This is a genomic window from Legionella stuttgartensis (assembly GCF_977063405.2).
In genome coordinates this window covers 604,445-619,820 of record NZ_CDRUHA020000071.1, presented here as the reverse complement: position 1 = coordinate 619,820, position 15,376 = coordinate 604,445, and the positions used below count along the sequence as shown (strand labels likewise).

Below are 15,376 nucleotides of genomic sequence, written 5' to 3'. Positions count from 1 at the left end.
ATTTAATATTAAATAAAATACTAGGGGTTGTTTACAATTTAGCCTCACATCTTACGTGCCGCGACTTGTTCGCGACACGTAGAGCGATGGCCCTGGGTACATTAATGAATTTTAATCGATGATATCAATAAGAATGGGCATTTTTGTATCTTAAGCGGATGCCAAGTCTCTGCTAGGCATCTTATAGGGTAGCTTTTTAAATTTGTTTCATTGGATGTTTGCGTACCTTTTAACCTAAAATAACGCCTCTTTTTTTCATTATTTTTTGTAAAATATAGGCGAAAAGATACATGATGATACCCAGCCCCATAGCGCATAAACCGAGAACCAAATAATAGTTTTGATAATAGGGCAGACTTTCTATAGGCGAATGAATTGTATTAGGAATTGCCACCCAGGCTGCAATTCTTCCTGAGATAGCATGTGCTAACGAACTGGCGAGATACCATACCCCCATAGCAAAGGCAATTGAGTTTTTATCACAATAAAGTCCTACCATGCTTAAACCAATTGCACTGACCCATAATTCAGCAATAGAAATGAGAATATAGGTTAAAGCAATATAGTTGCCGTTAATTATTCCAGTAGTAGTGGTAGAAGCAGCGAAGGACATAACTAAAAGAGCAATGCCTGCAAGCGCTGTACCTGCTGCAAATTGATAGGGAATGGTAAAGTGTGGAAATATTTTATAGAACCGCGGTAATTGGCTACCAATAGCTAATATAAGTAATGGATTTAATATTTGATAATGCGCTGGCGAAACGGTTAAACCAAATAAATTATGGTCAGAATTATTTTCAGCAAATAAAATTAAAGTGCTATTCATTTGGTTGTAAATAACAAAAAAAACAACGGCCTCCACGATGAGCAGCAACGCGACCATTTGTTTGTCACGTACAATACCGTGCAGAGTAAGCGTTTTTCTTAAAAACCATACAATTCCGATACCACACCCAGTGGCAATAATTGTGCTGGCGATGTAAACATGGGAATAGGCAAATAAGGTTAGCGTATAAATAGTGGCGATATACGCGATTAAACGAACTATGCCTGATTTGGAAAATTTAGATTGGTCTTTACCCCAAATGACATTTTCATAAATGGAATAGCGCTTTGCAAAATTTAAAGCGGCTATTGATTTTCCTACAAAGGTCAAGGTAAGAATAGAAAGCGGTCCATAACGGCTTTCAAAGAGTAGGGGCGCAATTAAAGTAGCTAATAATGCTCCTACATTAATTGCTATGTAATAGTAAGTCATCGCCGATTTTGCCTTAATAGCATCATCGGAATAAATATGCGAGACCATGCTTGAAGAGGTTCCCATTAAAAGAGAGTTAGTCGCAGGAATAAATGCATATGCGGCAATAAAAAAAGTATCTCCTAGAGAGCTAACGGTGTATCCACTAAGCATAATCAGTAAATAGGCAATGGCTAATAAAATACTTCCAAGAAGTATGGACCTTCTAATTCCTACCACCGTATCTGCCATATACCCACCTAACATGGGCATCAAATAACCCATTGCATGGGCTACGCCAATAAAAGCATAGGCTTTGGCTTGGCTATATCCTAAACCTTGAGACCATACCGGACGGGTTAAAAACAAAACTAAAATGGTGTTTAGTGCATATACAGAGAATTGGCTCCAGAAGGTAATAAATATGATGTTATTGGCTTGTTTTTGTCGGAGAGCCAATTCAGGTAAATAATTCTTCACTTCTTGAGAAATCATTTTTCCTACCCCACTACCCAAAGATAATTACCAGATTATCATTTTCTAGCAAGAACGACATCAATTATGTGAGTATCATGATAAGGAAAAGTGAATATTTTGCTAAACAGGCGCTTAAGTCTTTGAATTAAAAATATTTTTGGCAACATCCTGATGGACAAAGTGTTGAGAAACCACGTTCCTTCAATACCAAAAAGGGCTAATTCATCAATATTATTTAGAGTGATAGGTATTTCTAGACGTTGGTGAGCGATGACTTCAAATTGGTGTTGCTTGAATGCATGCATCAACTCATTATTATTCGCAGCAACAGTGGTGTTTTTTACAATGGACTTGTAATAATGGCCTACAACACTGCTTAAAACGGAGTCCTCTGTAATAAATTCGGCGAGACGTTGCTGAGCGACCGGAAATGAATCATAGGTTGTTGTAATCATAGAAAAATGACCATTTGCTCGGGTTAGTAGTTTGGCCTCGTGAAATAAAACTTTAATCGGAATATAAGCATTAATAAAGTGAGCCAGAATTAAGTCTTGGCTATGAGGTGGTAAGAACTTACTTGCTTGCGCAGCACTACCTTCTATGGTGATAAGCGGTAATTTTTCACGGGCATGCTTTAACATCTCTGCAGAAACATCAATTCCTGTGAATTCTGCCTGCGGCATAATTTGTTCTAGTTTTTTTAGAAATGCACCATCACCAACCCCCAAATCAAGAATTTTATAATGAGGTTTCATTCCCAAATAAAAGTGCTTCATTTGTTCAATTGCTACTTGATGACTCTGGCTAATTGCACCAAAACGATTAGCCATGGCATAGTTTTCAGTGTTGTCGTTGTACATGGCCTTCAAGGACATGCAAAGTTTCCTGTTTAATAATGTTTGGTAAGTATATCCCTAAATGAAGGAAATTTGCGACTGGTGATCAATGAAAAATTAATTAATTCATTTTTTCTGACTTATAAACATTTATTTTTTGAGATTATATTTTAATCTGTTTTTCCCAAAATTGACCATGTTATTTATCCTGGTTTGGAGGCCAAATAGCCTCTCTCCTCAGAATAAATAATTCACAAGTGTAGGTGCTCTTTCTCATCAATTGGGTGATCTTATTGTCTCAAGATGAACAAGAACAAAAATTTTTTGCACGAAACCGGGTAAAAAGAGATAATTTAACCGTTTTCTTAATACTCTGTTAATAATCACAGTGTAAAATTAAATTCGTATAACAAATATTTTTTTGTTTTTAGTCGTTTTTTGGCTATCAAGAATACCATGGATAGCGTTCTGTGGAGGAATAGGTAGCTGCTTTGTTAGGGAGATTTTTATGTTAATTTTGACTCGGCGTATCGGTGAAACCTTAATTATTGGTGATGATGTTAATATTACCGTGTTAGGTGTGAAAGGTAACCAAGTTCGCTTAGGTATTAATGCACCTAAAGATGTATCTGTCCATCGTGAAGAAATTTATTTGCGCATACAACAAGAAAAACAATCAGACGAGTCTGAAGAAGCAGTATAATCGATTTCCTCGCAGTTCATCCAGTTCCGAGCACTTGAAAATGCTCGGGACGAACCCTTAATTTTTCTTTAATCTCCTTCATATTTAATAATTCTTTATCATTGTTCATGAAGCGATGTATCTCCTGATGAGAGAAAATATGTAGTTCCTGCTTCATCTTGCAGTATTAATTGTCCTAGCTGATTAATTCCACAAGCAATTCCAGATAGAGTATCTAAGGATTGAGTTACTTTAATTTTTTTTCCAAACAGATAATCCGATTTATTCCATTCATCCATAAAAGAGTTTAGGTCATGTTGAATAAATTTGGTTAAATAGTGTTCCAAGTTGATAATCAGCTTTGCAATGAGCACATTACGATCAAAATATTGTTTGGTTATTTCATATAATGAACACCAGGGTTTGTCAGGAAGAGGATGGTTTTGTGTATCCGTATTAACATTTAAACCAATACCTATGATGACTTGAATACTACCGTTGGATTCAGCCAATATTTCAATCAAACTACCGCATAACTTTTTGTGAGTCCACAAAATATCATTTGGCCATTTAATTTTGATGTTAGATGAGATATCTAATTCATTAAGTGTTGCCACTATGGCCAAACTGGTTACCAAGCTTAATCCTGAAAGTTTGGTAAAGTCGTAGTTAAGATTCCAACGACTTGAGCAATAAATATTTTCTCCAAATGGTGAGTGCCAGTGACGGCCAAATCGACCTCTCCCTTGGGTTTGAATTTCAGCGCAACAAATATCTACACCATTTGTAGGAGGCAAATCTTTAAGATAACGATTTGTAGAGTCAATGGAAGTCGCAACATGCACATTGAATGGAGTCATTTTTTTTTGTAACGTGAGATGCTCCATAATGTGTTGTTGATTTAATAAAATCAGCGGGCTAGTGAGTTGATATCCTTGATGTCGTATCCTTTTTATAGGGATCCCTGCTTCAATTAACTGATTAATTTGTTTCCATATTGCTGAGCGGGTAATACCTATAGTTGCTCCCAATTCAGAACCACTATGACAGGTTCCATCGCCAAGCAACTGTAATAATGTGAGCTGTGAAGGAGTGAAGTGCATTGATGTAAACCTAAAAAATCAAATTATTATTTTGTTGTAGATGAATAAATCCATGTCTGATTTCTCTTACGGTAGGGTGATGACATAACGCACCACTGCACGCAACTTCAGGCATGAAAGAGCGTAATTGCCAAGTCATATTATGTAAGGGATCATTCACCAATTGTTTGGTTGGCATGGAGATGGGGACACTAAAATTTTTGGTTGGGTAGGAAAGTCCTAAGCCACAGGCTTTAATAAAGGCTTCTTTTTGTGCCCAAACGTGAAAGAAAACAGCGGGTTTTAGAGCAGGGGGTACTTTAATAAACTCTTCATATTCTTGATCAGAAAACAAATTTTTCGCAATTCCTTCATAAGGACGAGCTGAATATTGTTCTATATCTACGCCCATGGGAAAGTTTTTTCCCACTGCAAGGAGTGCCAAATCTCCAGTATGGCTGATATTAAATTGCAACTTTGTAGCATTAATGACCTCGGGCTTCCCGTGAGCATTATAGGTGAACTCCAGTTGTTCCGCTGAAGTATTTAGATAATTTGCTAAGATGATTCTCATAGTTGCTCTGGCAGTAGAGAAACGGCGTTTATGTCTGCTGAAATAAAATCGTTCTGCACGCGCTTGCTCATCCCGATTTAAGAGTTCATATGCATTTTTTAATTCATGAGTTAAAGAAAATTGCCAAAGATCAATTCGAGCTTCGTTTAAGACGCAGTTTTCTGTATTTAAAGGGGTGAATCCAGTAATGATCATATGCTTTGTTTGAATCTGGCATCAATTGTCGGTTAAGGTTATCATATACCATGATATTTAATTCACCAAAGAGTATTCAATGAGCCGACAATTTTTGGATTTTGAGCAACCCATCGAAGAGTTGAATCAAAAAATTGAAGCACTTCGCATGATAGGTCATGATAACGAAGTGAATTTAAGTGATGAAATAGCGCGACTTCAAGCAAAATGTTCTGAGCTAACGTCACAAGTTTTTTCAAACCTAGAACCTTGGCAAGTTGCACAAATGGCAAGGCATCCGCTTAGACCACAAACAACAGATTATATCGAACGTATTTTTACTGATTTCCAGGAATTGCATGGCGACAGAAGTTGTTCTTCAGCCCCTGCAATTATCGGAGGCTTAGCGCGTTTGAATGGTGAACCTGTGATGGTACTTGGTCATCAGAAAGGTAAACGGACTAAAGAAAAAGTATACCGTAATTTTGGTATGGCTCGCCCAGAGGAATATCGAAAAGCTTTACGTTTGATGAATATGGCTGAAAAATTCAAATTGCCTGTTTTTACATTTATTGATACTGCAGGAGCATATCCAGGAATCGGTGCTGAAGAACGCAATCAATCTGAAGCAATCGCGCGTAATCTTTTTGTAATGTCACGTCTTCAAACGCCAATTATCTGTGTGGTAACTGGAGAGGCTGGATCTGGAGGTGCATTAGCAATTGGGGTTGGAGATCGTATATTAATGCTCCAGTTTGGCATTTATTCAGTAATTTCTCCTGAAGGTTGTGCTTCGATTCTTTGGAAGGATGCATCTAAAGCAAGTGAAGCTGCACGAGCGATGAGAATCACCGCAGATAAGATTCTGGAAAATAAATTAATTGATCTGATAGTGCCTGAGCCCTTAGGTGGTGCTCACCGTAATGTCGATGACATGGCTGCACGATTAAAGGATCTTTTAGTAAACGAATTACGTACCCTAAAGAAGTTGCCTTTAGATCAATTGGTCGAAAAACGATATCAAAAATTTATGGCTATGGGAGCAATCGATTAAACCTTTATTAAGTGCCGAGTGGTTTTCTTGCCTGAGTCATTTTAATAAATTAATTGTGGGTTTTAGTGGTGGGCTTGACTCAACTGTGCTGTTGCATGTTCTTGCTTCCCACTCGACTTTGCTTGCAAAATTGGTTGCTGTGCATGTAAATCATGGTATTAGTGCTAATGCTTCTCTTTGGCAAGTACACTGCCAACAGTTTTGTCAGGATTTGGGTATTCATTTAATTACCCGGTCAGTTCAATTTGATCGTTCGGCGAATGTTGAAGAGGGGGCTCGAATTGCACGTTATGCAGTTTTTTCTTCTTTAATGACAGAACAAGATTGCTTAATTTTAGGACATCATCTAGACGACCAAGCAGAAACAGTACTTCTACAACTATTTCGCGGGACTGGAGTCGATGGGCTGGCTGCTATGGTTGATTTGAATCAACTTGAAGTAGGAACCATTGCCAGGCCTTTTTTAAGCCATTCCCGTGAGCAATTGGAGCATTATGCTGCATTGCATCAATTAAGTTGGATTAACGATGAGAGCAATCAAGATATCAGCTATTCCCGCAATTACCTACGTCAGCAAATTATTCCTTTGTTGCAAAGAAAATGGCCTGGAGTTGTAGGTAATATTGCAAGAACAGCGCTGCATTGCCAACAGGCGAAACGTAATCTAGATGTACTGGCGGCGCAAGATATGGTCTTGAAAGAGAACCAAGAGGCATTAACAAGCAATTCTTTATTGGTCACTCCATTACACAAACTCTGCCGTGATCGTATTGCAAATATACTCAGGGTTTGGTTGAAAAATAATCAAGTCCAGCTGCCTTCAGCTGCTACTTTTGAACGCTTGATTGATGAAGTGATTTTCGCGAGTCACGATGCGGTTCCTGAAGTGAGTTGGGGGGATGTAATCGTACGTCGTTATCAAAAACATTTATATTTAGATAAACAAAATGCCAGCACTTTAACGTCATGTATTGAGTGGTCTACGTTTCCTTTGCCTTTACTCATACCCAATGCAGGCATTAATTTATTGGCGAAAAAAAACAGTCAGGGATTAGTAATTCCTCCTGATACAAAAATATTTGTCCGATTTAGACAAGGAGGCGAAGAGTTTTTTTGGCATGGGCAGACCAAGCGGTTAAAAAAATTATTCCAAGAATGGGGAATCCCACCCTGGTTGAGGGAGCACGTTCCATTGGTTTATTTTAATGATAAGCTTGCAGCGGTGGTAGGTTATGCAATGAGCGATTTATTTTTTTCTAAAGAGCACTCGGATGCTTGGATATTTGTTAACTGATAGTATAGGTTGCCAGAACTCGATTTTAGGTGAAAGCGACACCGGTTTCTTTAGTGCTACGTTAGGTTTAGATGAGAATAGAGACTTGAGTGGAGTTGCTGCAAGTCTCTATTTAGATTTAAATTAGAAGCCGAAACTGGTATTTCCCAAATCAACTCTCTCAATTTGAATAGCATTTGTATCTTGTTCATAAGCTATCTCCATAGCATTGTTCACGTTGTCCCTAATTTCTTGTGCTTGGTTTGTCAAACCTTTTGCTTTGAAAAGGCCATATTGAAGTAAAACCTGTTGGCCGGTTGTGCTCTGTGCTAATGTTTTTTGAGACTTGGAAACAAGATCAAGTTTCCCATCTTCTTTCATCCATTCGCGAGTTATTTTCATTATTATTTTCCTCTGCTTTAAAAAAGAGCGCCATGATACAACACAAAACACAAAACACAAGTATCAATCAATCGAAAAATAAATTTTTTTTCTGGCATTAAATAAAATATTTCGATTTGAGTGAATCTCATTTAGATTAATAAAATAGCCAAAATTCAAAGTGTCCATTATGAAAAGCACATCAGAAATCAAGGAAATGCTCGCCCTTTGTGATACGCCTGCCAATATTTCAGTAGACCTTATGGCATTTTTCTTATATTTAAAAGAAATGAAACGAGTGAAAAAGGAGGGAAAATTTACAACATTCGCAATGAGCACCGATGAGATAGATTTATTAACTGAGCTCATTGAACATATGATTGAATATTCTGATGAAGATAGACGCTTTCAAATTGCTATTTCAAAATGGGATGGAAGTGAACAATTAAATCATTGGTCTTTTTTAGAGTTCAATTTTAAGAGAACCACGAATGCTCCGAGATTGGATATTTTGATTTGTGACCCGCTGGGCTTCGAGCAATCACTTGTTTTAACGAGTTTATTAAGCAGCAGGATGCGATTTGGCAGTTTAAGTGAACGATGCTCGTTAACGGTCTATATTCCTTCAGATACTTTGCAAATTAAAGGTCGTATTTGTGCTTATTTTGCTACCGATAGTATTTCCATGTTATCGAATCAAGACAGTTACTGTCCAATTTATGATTATATGAGCGCTCATCAACAACAGGAAAAAATACGGGCAGCTGTTGAAACGATGCATCGGTTTCGCATGTCTATGGCATGTTGTTTTATGGAAGATGAACTTGACAGTATCTATCAGTTTAATATGGTTATTAGTTCTTTACATGTGCGGCTTTTACGTACGAAACAATCAACTAGTGATTTAGAACGAGAAGTCCGAGACTCCGCATTAAAAGATGAAATTGTAAACGGCAAAGGGGAGACTGCATGGGGGTCTATTGATCGGAACTCATTTTTTGTTAGAGATCGTTTGAATGATGAACAGTACAGGAATATGAGAGTTAATAAGAAAATGGAAAAGTTGGTAGGAGCGACAAGTGAAACATCCTCTACATTAAGTTTAAGTTCTTCAGAGGATGTTCAACAGATCAGTGAAGGAATACAAAGACATCGTATATCCGGTTTAGAAAAATTAATAAAACAAAGCAGTGAACAATGTGGTTTTATTTGTTCTTAACACTCTGGCAAATTAACTGCCAAACCTCCCATAGAGGTTTCTTTATAAATACTTTGCATGTCCATTCCAGTTTGTTTCATCGTTTTGATTACTTTATCTAAAGAAATTTGATGTTGACCATCACCAATAAGAGCCATTCGCGTTGCATTGACTGCTTTTACTGCACCCATCGCGTTCCGCTCAATACATGGTATTTGTACCAAACCTAATACTGGATCGCAGGTCATACCTAAATGATGCTCCATTGCAATTTCAGCAGCATTTTCTACTTGAGCTACGGTACCGCCAAGAACAGCAGTAAGACCTGCTGCAGCCATAGAAGAGGCAACACCTACTTCACCTTGGCATCCTACTTCAGCACCAGAAATGGATGCTCCTTTTTTGTAAAGTATGCCTATCGCAGCGGCTGTAAGAAAATAGGTATATATGTCTTCATGGCTCATTTTATCGTGGGCGCGTTGGCAATATTTAAGTACTGCAGGAATAATGCCCGCCGCACCATTAGTTGGTGCGGTAACGATACGCCCACCAGCCGCATTTTCTTCATTAACGGCCATAGCATAAAGATTTAACCAGTTCATGATATCGGATTGTTCAAAAACGCTTTTCACCCCTTTTTCGTTCATAAGCTTTTTATATAAATCAGGAGCTCGTCTTTTTAAATTAAGCCCTCCAGGTAAAATACCTTCATGCTGGCATCCAGTGGAAATGCAATCATCCATGACTTGGGCAATTGCTAAAATACCAGCATGGATCTCATCTGCGCTACGCCAGGTTTTTTCATTAATTAGCATTAATTCGGCGATGCTTAAGTTATTCTCCTGGCACAGCTCTAAGAGTTGAGTTGCTGTAGCAAAAGGGTATGGAGGTGAATTTGTATCTTCAGTAACTTTGGAAAAGTCTTCTTCAGTAGTGATAAAACCACCACCGATTGAATAGTAAACTTGCGCAATTAACAAACTATCTTGAGCGTCAAAGGCTGAAAAACGCATCCCATTTGAATGTTTGGGCAAGAGCTCTTTTTGTAAAAAAAGAAAATCAGTGGATTCGTTAAAATTAATATTCTTTTTGTCTGCAAGCTTTAACGTATGAGAACTAAGTATTTCATGCATACGAGGCACCATTGATTCAGGAGCTACAGTCTCGGGTGTTTTATTTTCCAACCCATTTAAAATTGCCTTATCTGTACCATGGCCTTTTCCGGTTAAGGCGAGTGAACCATAAAGTTCTATTTTTACTCGTTGAACCTCATTCATGACTTGTCTTTCTTCAAGTAATTTTAAAAAGGCATTAGCAGCAAGCATAGGGCCTACAGTATGAGAACTTGATGGGCCAATTCCAATGGAAAATAAATCAAATACACTGATGTTCATGTGCGTCATCTCTAGTTACAATTAGTGCAAAGTGTAGAGGGATCTTATTTATTTGTCTATTTTAATTATAGTTAACTATTGACTTTGTGATTTGTCATATATTTTTGCTGTGGCTCAATCCGGACCGGAGATATGCATTAAGAGCCTCAAAGCGATAGACTTTATAATATAGTTACAATTAATCGTACTTAAATGCTGGTAATTTCATGTGATTTTAGGCAGAATTATGTTGCATTTTAGTTAGAATGCAATATCTTTCAATACAACAATTGGGAAGATATGCACAATAGTAAGACTACAAGGGGATTCTTTATGAAGATGAAATTGGTCACTGCGGCCATTATGGGGCTGGCAATGTCTACTGCAATGGCTGCTACTGATGCTACATCGCTTGTTACGGATAAAGATAAATTATCTTATAGTATTGGTGCTGATTTAGGAAAAAACTTCAAAAATCAAGGTATTGATATTAATCCGGAAGCATTGGCTAAAGGAATGCAAGATGGTATGTCTGGTGCCCAATTGATTTTGACCGAACAACAAATGAAAGATGTTCTGAATAAATTTCAGAAAGATCTGATGGCAAAACGCAGCGCAGAATTTAACAAAAAAGCTGAAGAGAACAAATCTAAAGGTGACGCTTTTTTGTCAACTAACAAGTCAAAATCTGGTGTAACTGTATTGCCAAGTGGTTTGCAATATAAAATTATTGAAGCAGGTACAGGTAATAAGCCTGGTAAATCTGATACAGTAACTGTTGAATACACTGGTACTTTAATTGATGGTACTGTATTTGATAGCACTGAGAAATCAGGTAAACCCGCTACATTCCAAGTATCACAAGTGATTCCTGGTTGGACAGAAGCATTACAATTAATGCCTGCTGGTTCTACATGGGAAATTTATGTGCCTTCAGACTTGGCTTATGGCCCACGTAGTGTAGGTGGTCCTATAGGTCCAAATGAAACTTTGATTTTTAAAATTCATTTGATCTCTGTGAAAAAAGCCTAATCAATGATGAAGGGATTTCCCACCTTATCGTATCCTACTCCTTAAAAATAGGAGTAGGATTTTTCTTTTAGAGAAGAATTCGACTGCCTTTAAGAGATCTGCAAGATGAACAAACGCCTATTTATTGTTTTCATTTTAGGTTTTTCCTCTGGCTTACCAATGGCATTAATCAGCAGTACCTTGCAAGCATGGTTTGCATACAGTGGAATGTCAGTCTTTGCTACCGGAACATTAAGTCTAATTAGTTTGCCCTATGCTTATCGTATTTTTTGGGGGCCTATCCTGGATCGCTATTCTTTATTCAGTATGGGTAAAAGACGAAGTTGGATTATAAGCATGCAATGTTTATTGCTTCTTGGCTTTAACTTTATGGCCTGGTTTACTCCAGAACAATATCCTAAATTGATGGCCTTCCTTGCATTAGTTTTAGCTTGCTTTTCTGCCACTCAAGACATAGCGATCGATGCGCATCGAGCAGAATATTTGCCAGTTAGTGAACATGGATTAGGAGCTTCTTTAGCAGTATTAGGATACCGGATCGCTCTATTATTATCTGGTGGTTTGGCTTTGGTTATGGCGCAAAAGTTAGGTTGGGCTTTTACCTATCGTTTTATGGGTTTTATGATGATTGCAGGTATATTTGCGGTTGTCTTTAGCCAAGAACCTAGTGTTGAAATCAAAGAAAAGAATAATTTTGCTTTATCTTTTTTAGCTCCAATTAAGGAATTGATATTACGTCCAGGAGTGGTTCCTCTTTTGCTGTTTATTTTTTGTTATAAGTTGGGTGAAGCATTCACAACCACTACAAGTGGAATTGTCATGCCTTTCTTAATTCAAGGACTAGGTTTTTCTTTAGAGACTATTGGCTACATCAATAAAATGTTAGGAGTTGGAGCTATCTTGCTTGGAGGTTTGGGTGCAGGATTTTTATTGATGCGTTTTTCTTTATATCGTTGCTTACTTTTCTTTGGTTTATTGCAAGCATTAACCAATGTTCTATTTCTTGTTTTAGCCATGATAGGAAAGAACGTAAGTTTATTAGCAATTGCAGTATTTTTTGACAATTTTGCAGCTGGAATGGGATCTACAGCCCTGGTTGCTTTATTCATGCGTTTGGTTGACAAACAATATACCGGAACTCAATTTTCAATGCTGGTGGCTTTATCGACGATACCTCGTATTATTTCCGGCCCTGTTGCTGCAAGCATTCAAATGGCGATAGGATGGGTTGGTTTGTATCAACTTTCTATTTTATTCGCGTTAGCATTTATACCCTTTTTGATTTTGATTAAAGATCAAACTAAAGAAAACCGACAAGACCTTAATACAGTAGAAAAAGAAGGCCAATTGAATCCAATTCAGTAATTAAGTTGGATTACATGTATTTTTTATTTAATTTGATCACAATACCACTAACCCCGATTAATAGAAGTCCAATGATAATCAAGGTAATGGGCCAGCCTATAGTATGGGGGAAATGCTGGCTTGAGAAATATAAAATAAAGCACAATGTTGCCAAGCTGGCATTTATAAGTAAGATGCGACTGCTTTCTATAATCGCCATATACATTAAACCACAAGCTAATCCTAAATACAGTATTTCGTAGGGCTGATTTTTAACGATGTCGAAAGTTACTAAAAGCAGTGCCAATGAGGATATAAAAAAGAGTAATCCCGCGATACTTTGGTATTTTGAATGATTTATAAATGAGCTTACAGCGAGCAATGAACTACTAAGAACAAACCATTTTAAGCGCTCTGGTACACCAAGTAATTCAAATGCTGCCAGGAAAAATGAATATAGGAACATTAAAGTAATAAAAGCCAGTACCGTAATTCTGGTGCTTATAAATGCAATGCCATGTTGCAAAAAGAGAATGAAACTAACAACAAGTACTCCCCATGTAGGCATCAATAGGGAAGTATATTGCGACAAAAGGGTAAGTAAACCACCTGTTTCAAGAATCGCACCAACAAGAAATAATGGAGCTGTGATTTTATATTGCTTTTCTTGGTGGTAAAGACCAAGCAAGAAGAATAAAAATCCAAAACCTAAATTTAAAATAATGCGGCTATTACCAGCTGTATAAACAAAAAGAATCCATCCAAATGCAACAGTGGTGATTGCAAGAATAAGAACTTTGTCCGATAAAATTGCAAAACGCTGATGAACGAAGTAAATAACCGCTATGATTAATATCCACCCTATGGGTAGCATCAAATTATATTCTTGCAACAAGATGACTAATCCTATTGGTTCAAGAAATAGGGCAATCAAAAATAAAGGTGTCGAAGCTTTTTGATAATTTGGATATTTTAAGCATACAAAGGCCAAAATAAATGATGAAAAACCAAAACCCAGAGTCAAGGTGACACGTTCATAGATATTAAAGTCTTGCCATTTCATGACAATCAAAGCACAAATGCCTGCAAAGATGAGTATGCCGCCTATATAGCTATAGAGTTTATTTAACCAATTTGTTTGATCCGCAGGGCTTATCGTTTGAGTTGGTTTTAAAGCTAAGGCTATTTCTCTAATGTCAATTTGATAACGTTTGGCGAGTTCAACAATTTTTTGTAATGCGTCGTCTTTATTCATGGTTTAACCCAACCAATAAATTGAACATTATTTGGCGTAAAATAACGTCCTGTGCTTAGGTTGGATAGTTTAACGCAGGTGGAATTTTTTTTGAGACAGATCGCGTTATTTCGATAATTACTACCTAAAAAAAGATCTGAGAGTAATCCTGTATTTAAATTATCACTAGTAGTATGCAAGACATAGCCGTCAGGAGATTCGAGTGAGGTATCCAGTTTAAATGGTTTGGCTGACTTCACCACTTCTTCTTTAAAATTTGAGCTATTGTTAAAATTCGGAAAATCTAAAGGTAGTTCTCGTACTTTTTGTTTTTTAGCATCAAATAAATAAAGCTTTTTTATTCCCCAATTAGAATTGTTTTGCACTTTGCTATATTGAGCAACCAACTGATCATTTCTAACGACTAGATTAACTTGCACAGGAAAAGGGGAAGAGGAGGAGTCTACAATAGAAAATAGCAGACTATAACGGGGCGGATCTGTTTTGAAGAAAGGGATATTTGAAATAACGAAAACAAGCATGAGTAGAATTGGTAAGGACAGCCCAGCTAGCAAAGTCAGATGACTCTTTATCCACTTAGTCGACATCTTGTTTCCTTAGCTTCTGTTACGCTTCTTTATAGTATAGGCGGATTTTATTTTTATGATTTAAAACAGATTATCAAAAAATTAACAGCAGTAATGTTGGGATGAATAAAGATTAGATGACATTTGAATTTGTTTGTACGCAATGGACTAGCGAGATAAATATAGTTTAATTTTGAGAACTATTTATGGTACCTAGGGTGGGACTCGAACCCACACGGTGTCACCACCACCGGATTTTGAATCCGGCGCGTCTACCAATTCCGCCACCCAGGCATTTGAGCGGCCATTATAACAAAGAAATAAATTCTCACAATGGATTTTTGTATATATTATTTAAAAAATATTGAATGATTAACGAGGGATTTATGAAGAGATATCATTTTATTATTTTTAGTTTTTTTCTTACACAATTTGTTACTATTAGTCATGCCGTGAATTGTCCCGATCCACAAACCACCTCCTTAAAATGGGGCGTTCCTCCTGACCCTTGGGTAGAGAATCCTTATTCACCTAATCGTCCACAAGGGGATAAAGATACTTATTTCGTACGGGCTAATATTTTAGTTGCCGGATATGGACAAGGAGTGGTTTGCACTTATAGGAATTCGATAGGGGAGTATTCAATTTGGTGGCAAGTTCGTACCAAAATTCCATCGCGTGTTGATTATAATTGGATTAATACTTTAGGTGGTTTTGTCTGTACGCAAGGATTAGAGCAATGTCAATTTTATACAGCATGAGTTAGAAACTCCAATGCAGTAAATCAGCGAATAGATTCATTTATGTACTAAAATTACTATAGATTTTTTGTAAAATC

Annotated in this window: 16 protein-coding genes and 1 tRNA gene; 8 read left to right on the top strand and 9 right to left on the bottom strand. The window is 37.1% G+C overall.

Features of this window, described 5'->3' with window-relative positions; genetic code table 11:
- Nucleotides 1-229 precede the first annotated feature (229 nt).
- Nucleotides 230-1,732, bottom strand: coding sequence for a peptide MFS transporter (locus tag ACWTEW_RS27370; protein WP_454781241.1), 1,503 nt, complete (start codon nucleotides 1,730-1,732; stop codon nucleotides 230-232).
- Between the two features lie 38 nt (nucleotides 1,733-1,770).
- Nucleotides 1,771-2,589, bottom strand: a complete 819-nt coding sequence (locus ACWTEW_RS27365; RefSeq protein WP_454781240.1) for a class I SAM-dependent methyltransferase — start codon at nucleotides 2,587-2,589, stop codon at nucleotides 1,771-1,773.
- A 469-nt stretch (nucleotides 2,590-3,058) separates the two neighbouring features.
- Between ACWTEW_RS27365 and csrA the strand changes: the two genes are divergently transcribed.
- Nucleotides 3,059-3,253 carry a carbon storage regulator CsrA gene (gene csrA / locus ACWTEW_RS27360; RefSeq protein ID WP_010654169.1) on the top strand — a complete coding sequence of 65 codons (195 nt, stop codon included), beginning with the start codon at nucleotides 3,059-3,061 and terminating at the stop codon, nucleotides 3,251-3,253.
- Nucleotides 3,254-3,351: 98 nt separating this feature from the next.
- Here csrA and ACWTEW_RS27355 read toward each other — a convergent pair whose 3' ends face one another.
- The gene (locus ACWTEW_RS27355) at nucleotides 3,352-4,335 is read right to left on the bottom strand and encodes a biotin--[acetyl-CoA-carboxylase] ligase (RefSeq protein WP_454781239.1); all 984 of its coding nucleotides are present in this window, start codon (nucleotides 4,333-4,335) and stop codon (nucleotides 3,352-3,354) included.
- A 10-nt stretch (nucleotides 4,336-4,345) separates the two neighbouring features.
- Nucleotides 4,346-5,083 (bottom strand): 4'-phosphopantetheinyl transferase family protein, encoded by a 738-nt coding sequence (locus ACWTEW_RS27350; RefSeq protein ID WP_454781238.1) that lies wholly within the window; start codon nucleotides 5,081-5,083, stop codon nucleotides 4,346-4,348.
- 79 nt (nucleotides 5,084-5,162) lie between these two features.
- Here ACWTEW_RS27350 and ACWTEW_RS27345 point away from each other — a divergent pair, with 79 nt between their 5' ends.
- The 3 genes from ACWTEW_RS27345 to ACWTEW_RS27335 are packed head-to-tail and all read left to right on the top strand — an operon-like array spanning nucleotide 5,163 to nucleotide 7,537.
- Complete coding sequence (locus tag ACWTEW_RS27345; RefSeq protein WP_454781237.1) at nucleotides 5,163-6,116, top strand: acetyl-CoA carboxylase carboxyltransferase subunit alpha; 954 nt, start codon at nucleotides 5,163-5,165, stop codon at nucleotides 6,114-6,116.
- Nucleotides 6,082-7,410 carry a tRNA lysidine(34) synthetase TilS gene (gene tilS / locus ACWTEW_RS27340; protein ID WP_454781283.1) on the top strand — a complete coding sequence of 443 codons (1,329 nt, stop codon included), beginning with the start codon at nucleotides 6,082-6,084 and terminating at the stop codon, nucleotides 7,408-7,410. The genes ACWTEW_RS27345 and tilS overlap by 35 nt, the downstream gene beginning before the upstream one ends.
- Nucleotides 7,388-7,537, top strand: a complete 150-nt coding sequence (locus ACWTEW_RS27335; protein ID WP_454781236.1) for a hypothetical protein — start codon at nucleotides 7,388-7,390, stop codon at nucleotides 7,535-7,537. Before tilS ends, ACWTEW_RS27335 begins: the two co-directional genes overlap by 23 nt.
- Here ACWTEW_RS27335 and ACWTEW_RS27330 read toward each other — a convergent pair.
- Nucleotides 7,534-7,791, bottom strand: coding sequence for a hypothetical protein (locus ACWTEW_RS27330; protein ID WP_454781235.1), 258 nt, complete (start codon nucleotides 7,789-7,791; stop codon nucleotides 7,534-7,536). The two genes, ACWTEW_RS27335 and ACWTEW_RS27330, sit on opposite strands and share 4 nt — an antisense overlap.
- A 169-nt stretch (nucleotides 7,792-7,960) precedes the next feature.
- Between ACWTEW_RS27330 and ACWTEW_RS27325 the strand changes: the two genes are divergently transcribed.
- Nucleotides 7,961-8,989: a hypothetical protein gene (locus ACWTEW_RS27325; protein WP_454781234.1), complete on the top strand. Its 1,029-nt coding sequence runs from the start codon at nucleotides 7,961-7,963 to the stop codon at nucleotides 8,987-8,989.
- On the opposite strand, the gene ACWTEW_RS27320 is transcribed toward ACWTEW_RS27325, so the two are convergent.
- Nucleotides 8,986-10,362, bottom strand: a complete 1,377-nt coding sequence (locus ACWTEW_RS27320; RefSeq protein ID WP_454781233.1) for an L-serine ammonia-lyase — start codon at nucleotides 10,360-10,362, stop codon at nucleotides 8,986-8,988. The two genes, ACWTEW_RS27325 and ACWTEW_RS27320, sit on opposite strands and share 4 nt — an antisense overlap.
- Before the next feature lie 312 nt (nucleotides 10,363-10,674).
- Between ACWTEW_RS27320 and bamJ the strand changes: the two genes are divergently transcribed.
- Nucleotides 10,675-11,373: a BamJ family beta-barrel-assembly machinery protein gene (gene bamJ / locus ACWTEW_RS27315; RefSeq protein ID WP_454781232.1), complete on the top strand. Its 699-nt coding sequence runs from the start codon at nucleotides 10,675-10,677 to the stop codon at nucleotides 11,371-11,373.
- A 105-nt stretch (nucleotides 11,374-11,478) separates the two neighbouring features.
- The gene (locus ACWTEW_RS27310; RefSeq protein WP_454781231.1) at nucleotides 11,479-12,738 is read left to right on the top strand and encodes an AmpG family muropeptide MFS transporter; all 1,260 of its coding nucleotides are present in this window, start codon (nucleotides 11,479-11,481) and stop codon (nucleotides 12,736-12,738) included.
- A gap of 10 nt (nucleotides 12,739-12,748) precedes the next feature.
- On the opposite strand, the gene ACWTEW_RS27305 is transcribed toward ACWTEW_RS27310, so the two are convergent.
- From ACWTEW_RS27305 to ACWTEW_RS27295, 3 genes are all read right to left on the bottom strand, one after another.
- Nucleotides 12,749-13,972 carry a hypothetical protein gene (locus ACWTEW_RS27305; RefSeq protein ID WP_454781230.1) on the bottom strand — a complete coding sequence of 408 codons (1,224 nt, stop codon included), beginning with the start codon at nucleotides 13,970-13,972 and terminating at the stop codon, nucleotides 12,749-12,751.
- Nucleotides 13,969-14,559, bottom strand: a complete 591-nt coding sequence (locus tag ACWTEW_RS27300) for a hypothetical protein (protein WP_454781229.1) — start codon at nucleotides 14,557-14,559, stop codon at nucleotides 13,969-13,971. Before ACWTEW_RS27300 ends, ACWTEW_RS27305 begins: the two co-directional genes overlap by 4 nt.
- A 186-nt stretch (nucleotides 14,560-14,745) precedes the next feature.
- A tRNA-Leu gene (locus ACWTEW_RS27295) sits at nucleotides 14,746-14,832 on the bottom strand.
- Between the two features lie 92 nt (nucleotides 14,833-14,924).
- Between ACWTEW_RS27295 and ACWTEW_RS27290 the strand changes: the two genes are divergently transcribed.
- Nucleotides 14,925-15,299: a DUF3757 domain-containing protein gene (locus ACWTEW_RS27290; protein ID WP_454781228.1), complete on the top strand. Its 375-nt coding sequence runs from the start codon at nucleotides 14,925-14,927 to the stop codon at nucleotides 15,297-15,299.
- Nucleotides 15,300-15,376 lie beyond the last annotated feature (77 nt).

What these genes read in the sequence shown, in the direction of transcription:
- ACWTEW_RS27370 (WP_454781241.1), bottom strand. Translation starts at nt 1,732, where the DNA reads ATGATTTCTCAAGAAGTGAAGAATTATTTACCTGAATTGGCTCTCCGA.
- ACWTEW_RS27365 (WP_454781240.1), bottom strand. Translation starts at nt 2,589, where the DNA reads ATGTCCTTGAAGGCCATGTACAACGACAACACTGAAAACTATGCCATG.
- csrA (WP_010654169.1), top strand. Translation starts at nt 3,059, where the DNA reads ATGTTAATTTTGACTCGGCGTATCGGTGAAACCTTAATTATTGGTGAT.
- ACWTEW_RS27355 (WP_454781239.1), bottom strand. Translation starts at nt 4,335, where the DNA reads ATGCACTTCACTCCTTCACAGCTCACATTATTACAGTTGCTTGGCGAT.
- ACWTEW_RS27350 (WP_454781238.1), bottom strand. Translation starts at nt 5,083, where the DNA reads ATGATCATTACTGGATTCACCCCTTTAAATACAGAAAACTGCGTCTTA.
- ACWTEW_RS27345 (WP_454781237.1), top strand. Translation starts at nt 5,163, where the DNA reads ATGAGCCGACAATTTTTGGATTTTGAGCAACCCATCGAAGAGTTGAAT.
- ACWTEW_RS27335 (WP_454781236.1), top strand. Translation starts at nt 7,388, where the DNA reads ATGCTTGGATATTTGTTAACTGATAGTATAGGTTGCCAGAACTCGATT.
- ACWTEW_RS27330 (WP_454781235.1), bottom strand. Translation starts at nt 7,791, where the DNA reads ATGAAAATAACTCGCGAATGGATGAAAGAAGATGGGAAACTTGATCTT.
- ACWTEW_RS27325 (WP_454781234.1), top strand. Translation starts at nt 7,961, where the DNA reads ATGAAAAGCACATCAGAAATCAAGGAAATGCTCGCCCTTTGTGATACG.
- ACWTEW_RS27320 (WP_454781233.1), bottom strand. Translation starts at nt 10,362, where the DNA reads ATGAACATCAGTGTATTTGATTTATTTTCCATTGGAATTGGCCCATCA.
- bamJ (WP_454781232.1), top strand. Translation starts at nt 10,675, where the DNA reads ATGAAGATGAAATTGGTCACTGCGGCCATTATGGGGCTGGCAATGTCT.
- ACWTEW_RS27310 (WP_454781231.1), top strand. Translation starts at nt 11,479, where the DNA reads ATGAACAAACGCCTATTTATTGTTTTCATTTTAGGTTTTTCCTCTGGC.
- ACWTEW_RS27305 (WP_454781230.1), bottom strand. Translation starts at nt 13,972, where the DNA reads ATGAATAAAGACGACGCATTACAAAAAATTGTTGAACTCGCCAAACGT.
- ACWTEW_RS27300 (WP_454781229.1), bottom strand. Translation starts at nt 14,559, where the DNA reads ATGTCGACTAAGTGGATAAAGAGTCATCTGACTTTGCTAGCTGGGCTG.
- ACWTEW_RS27290 (WP_454781228.1), top strand. Translation starts at nt 14,925, where the DNA reads ATGAAGAGATATCATTTTATTATTTTTAGTTTTTTTCTTACACAATTT.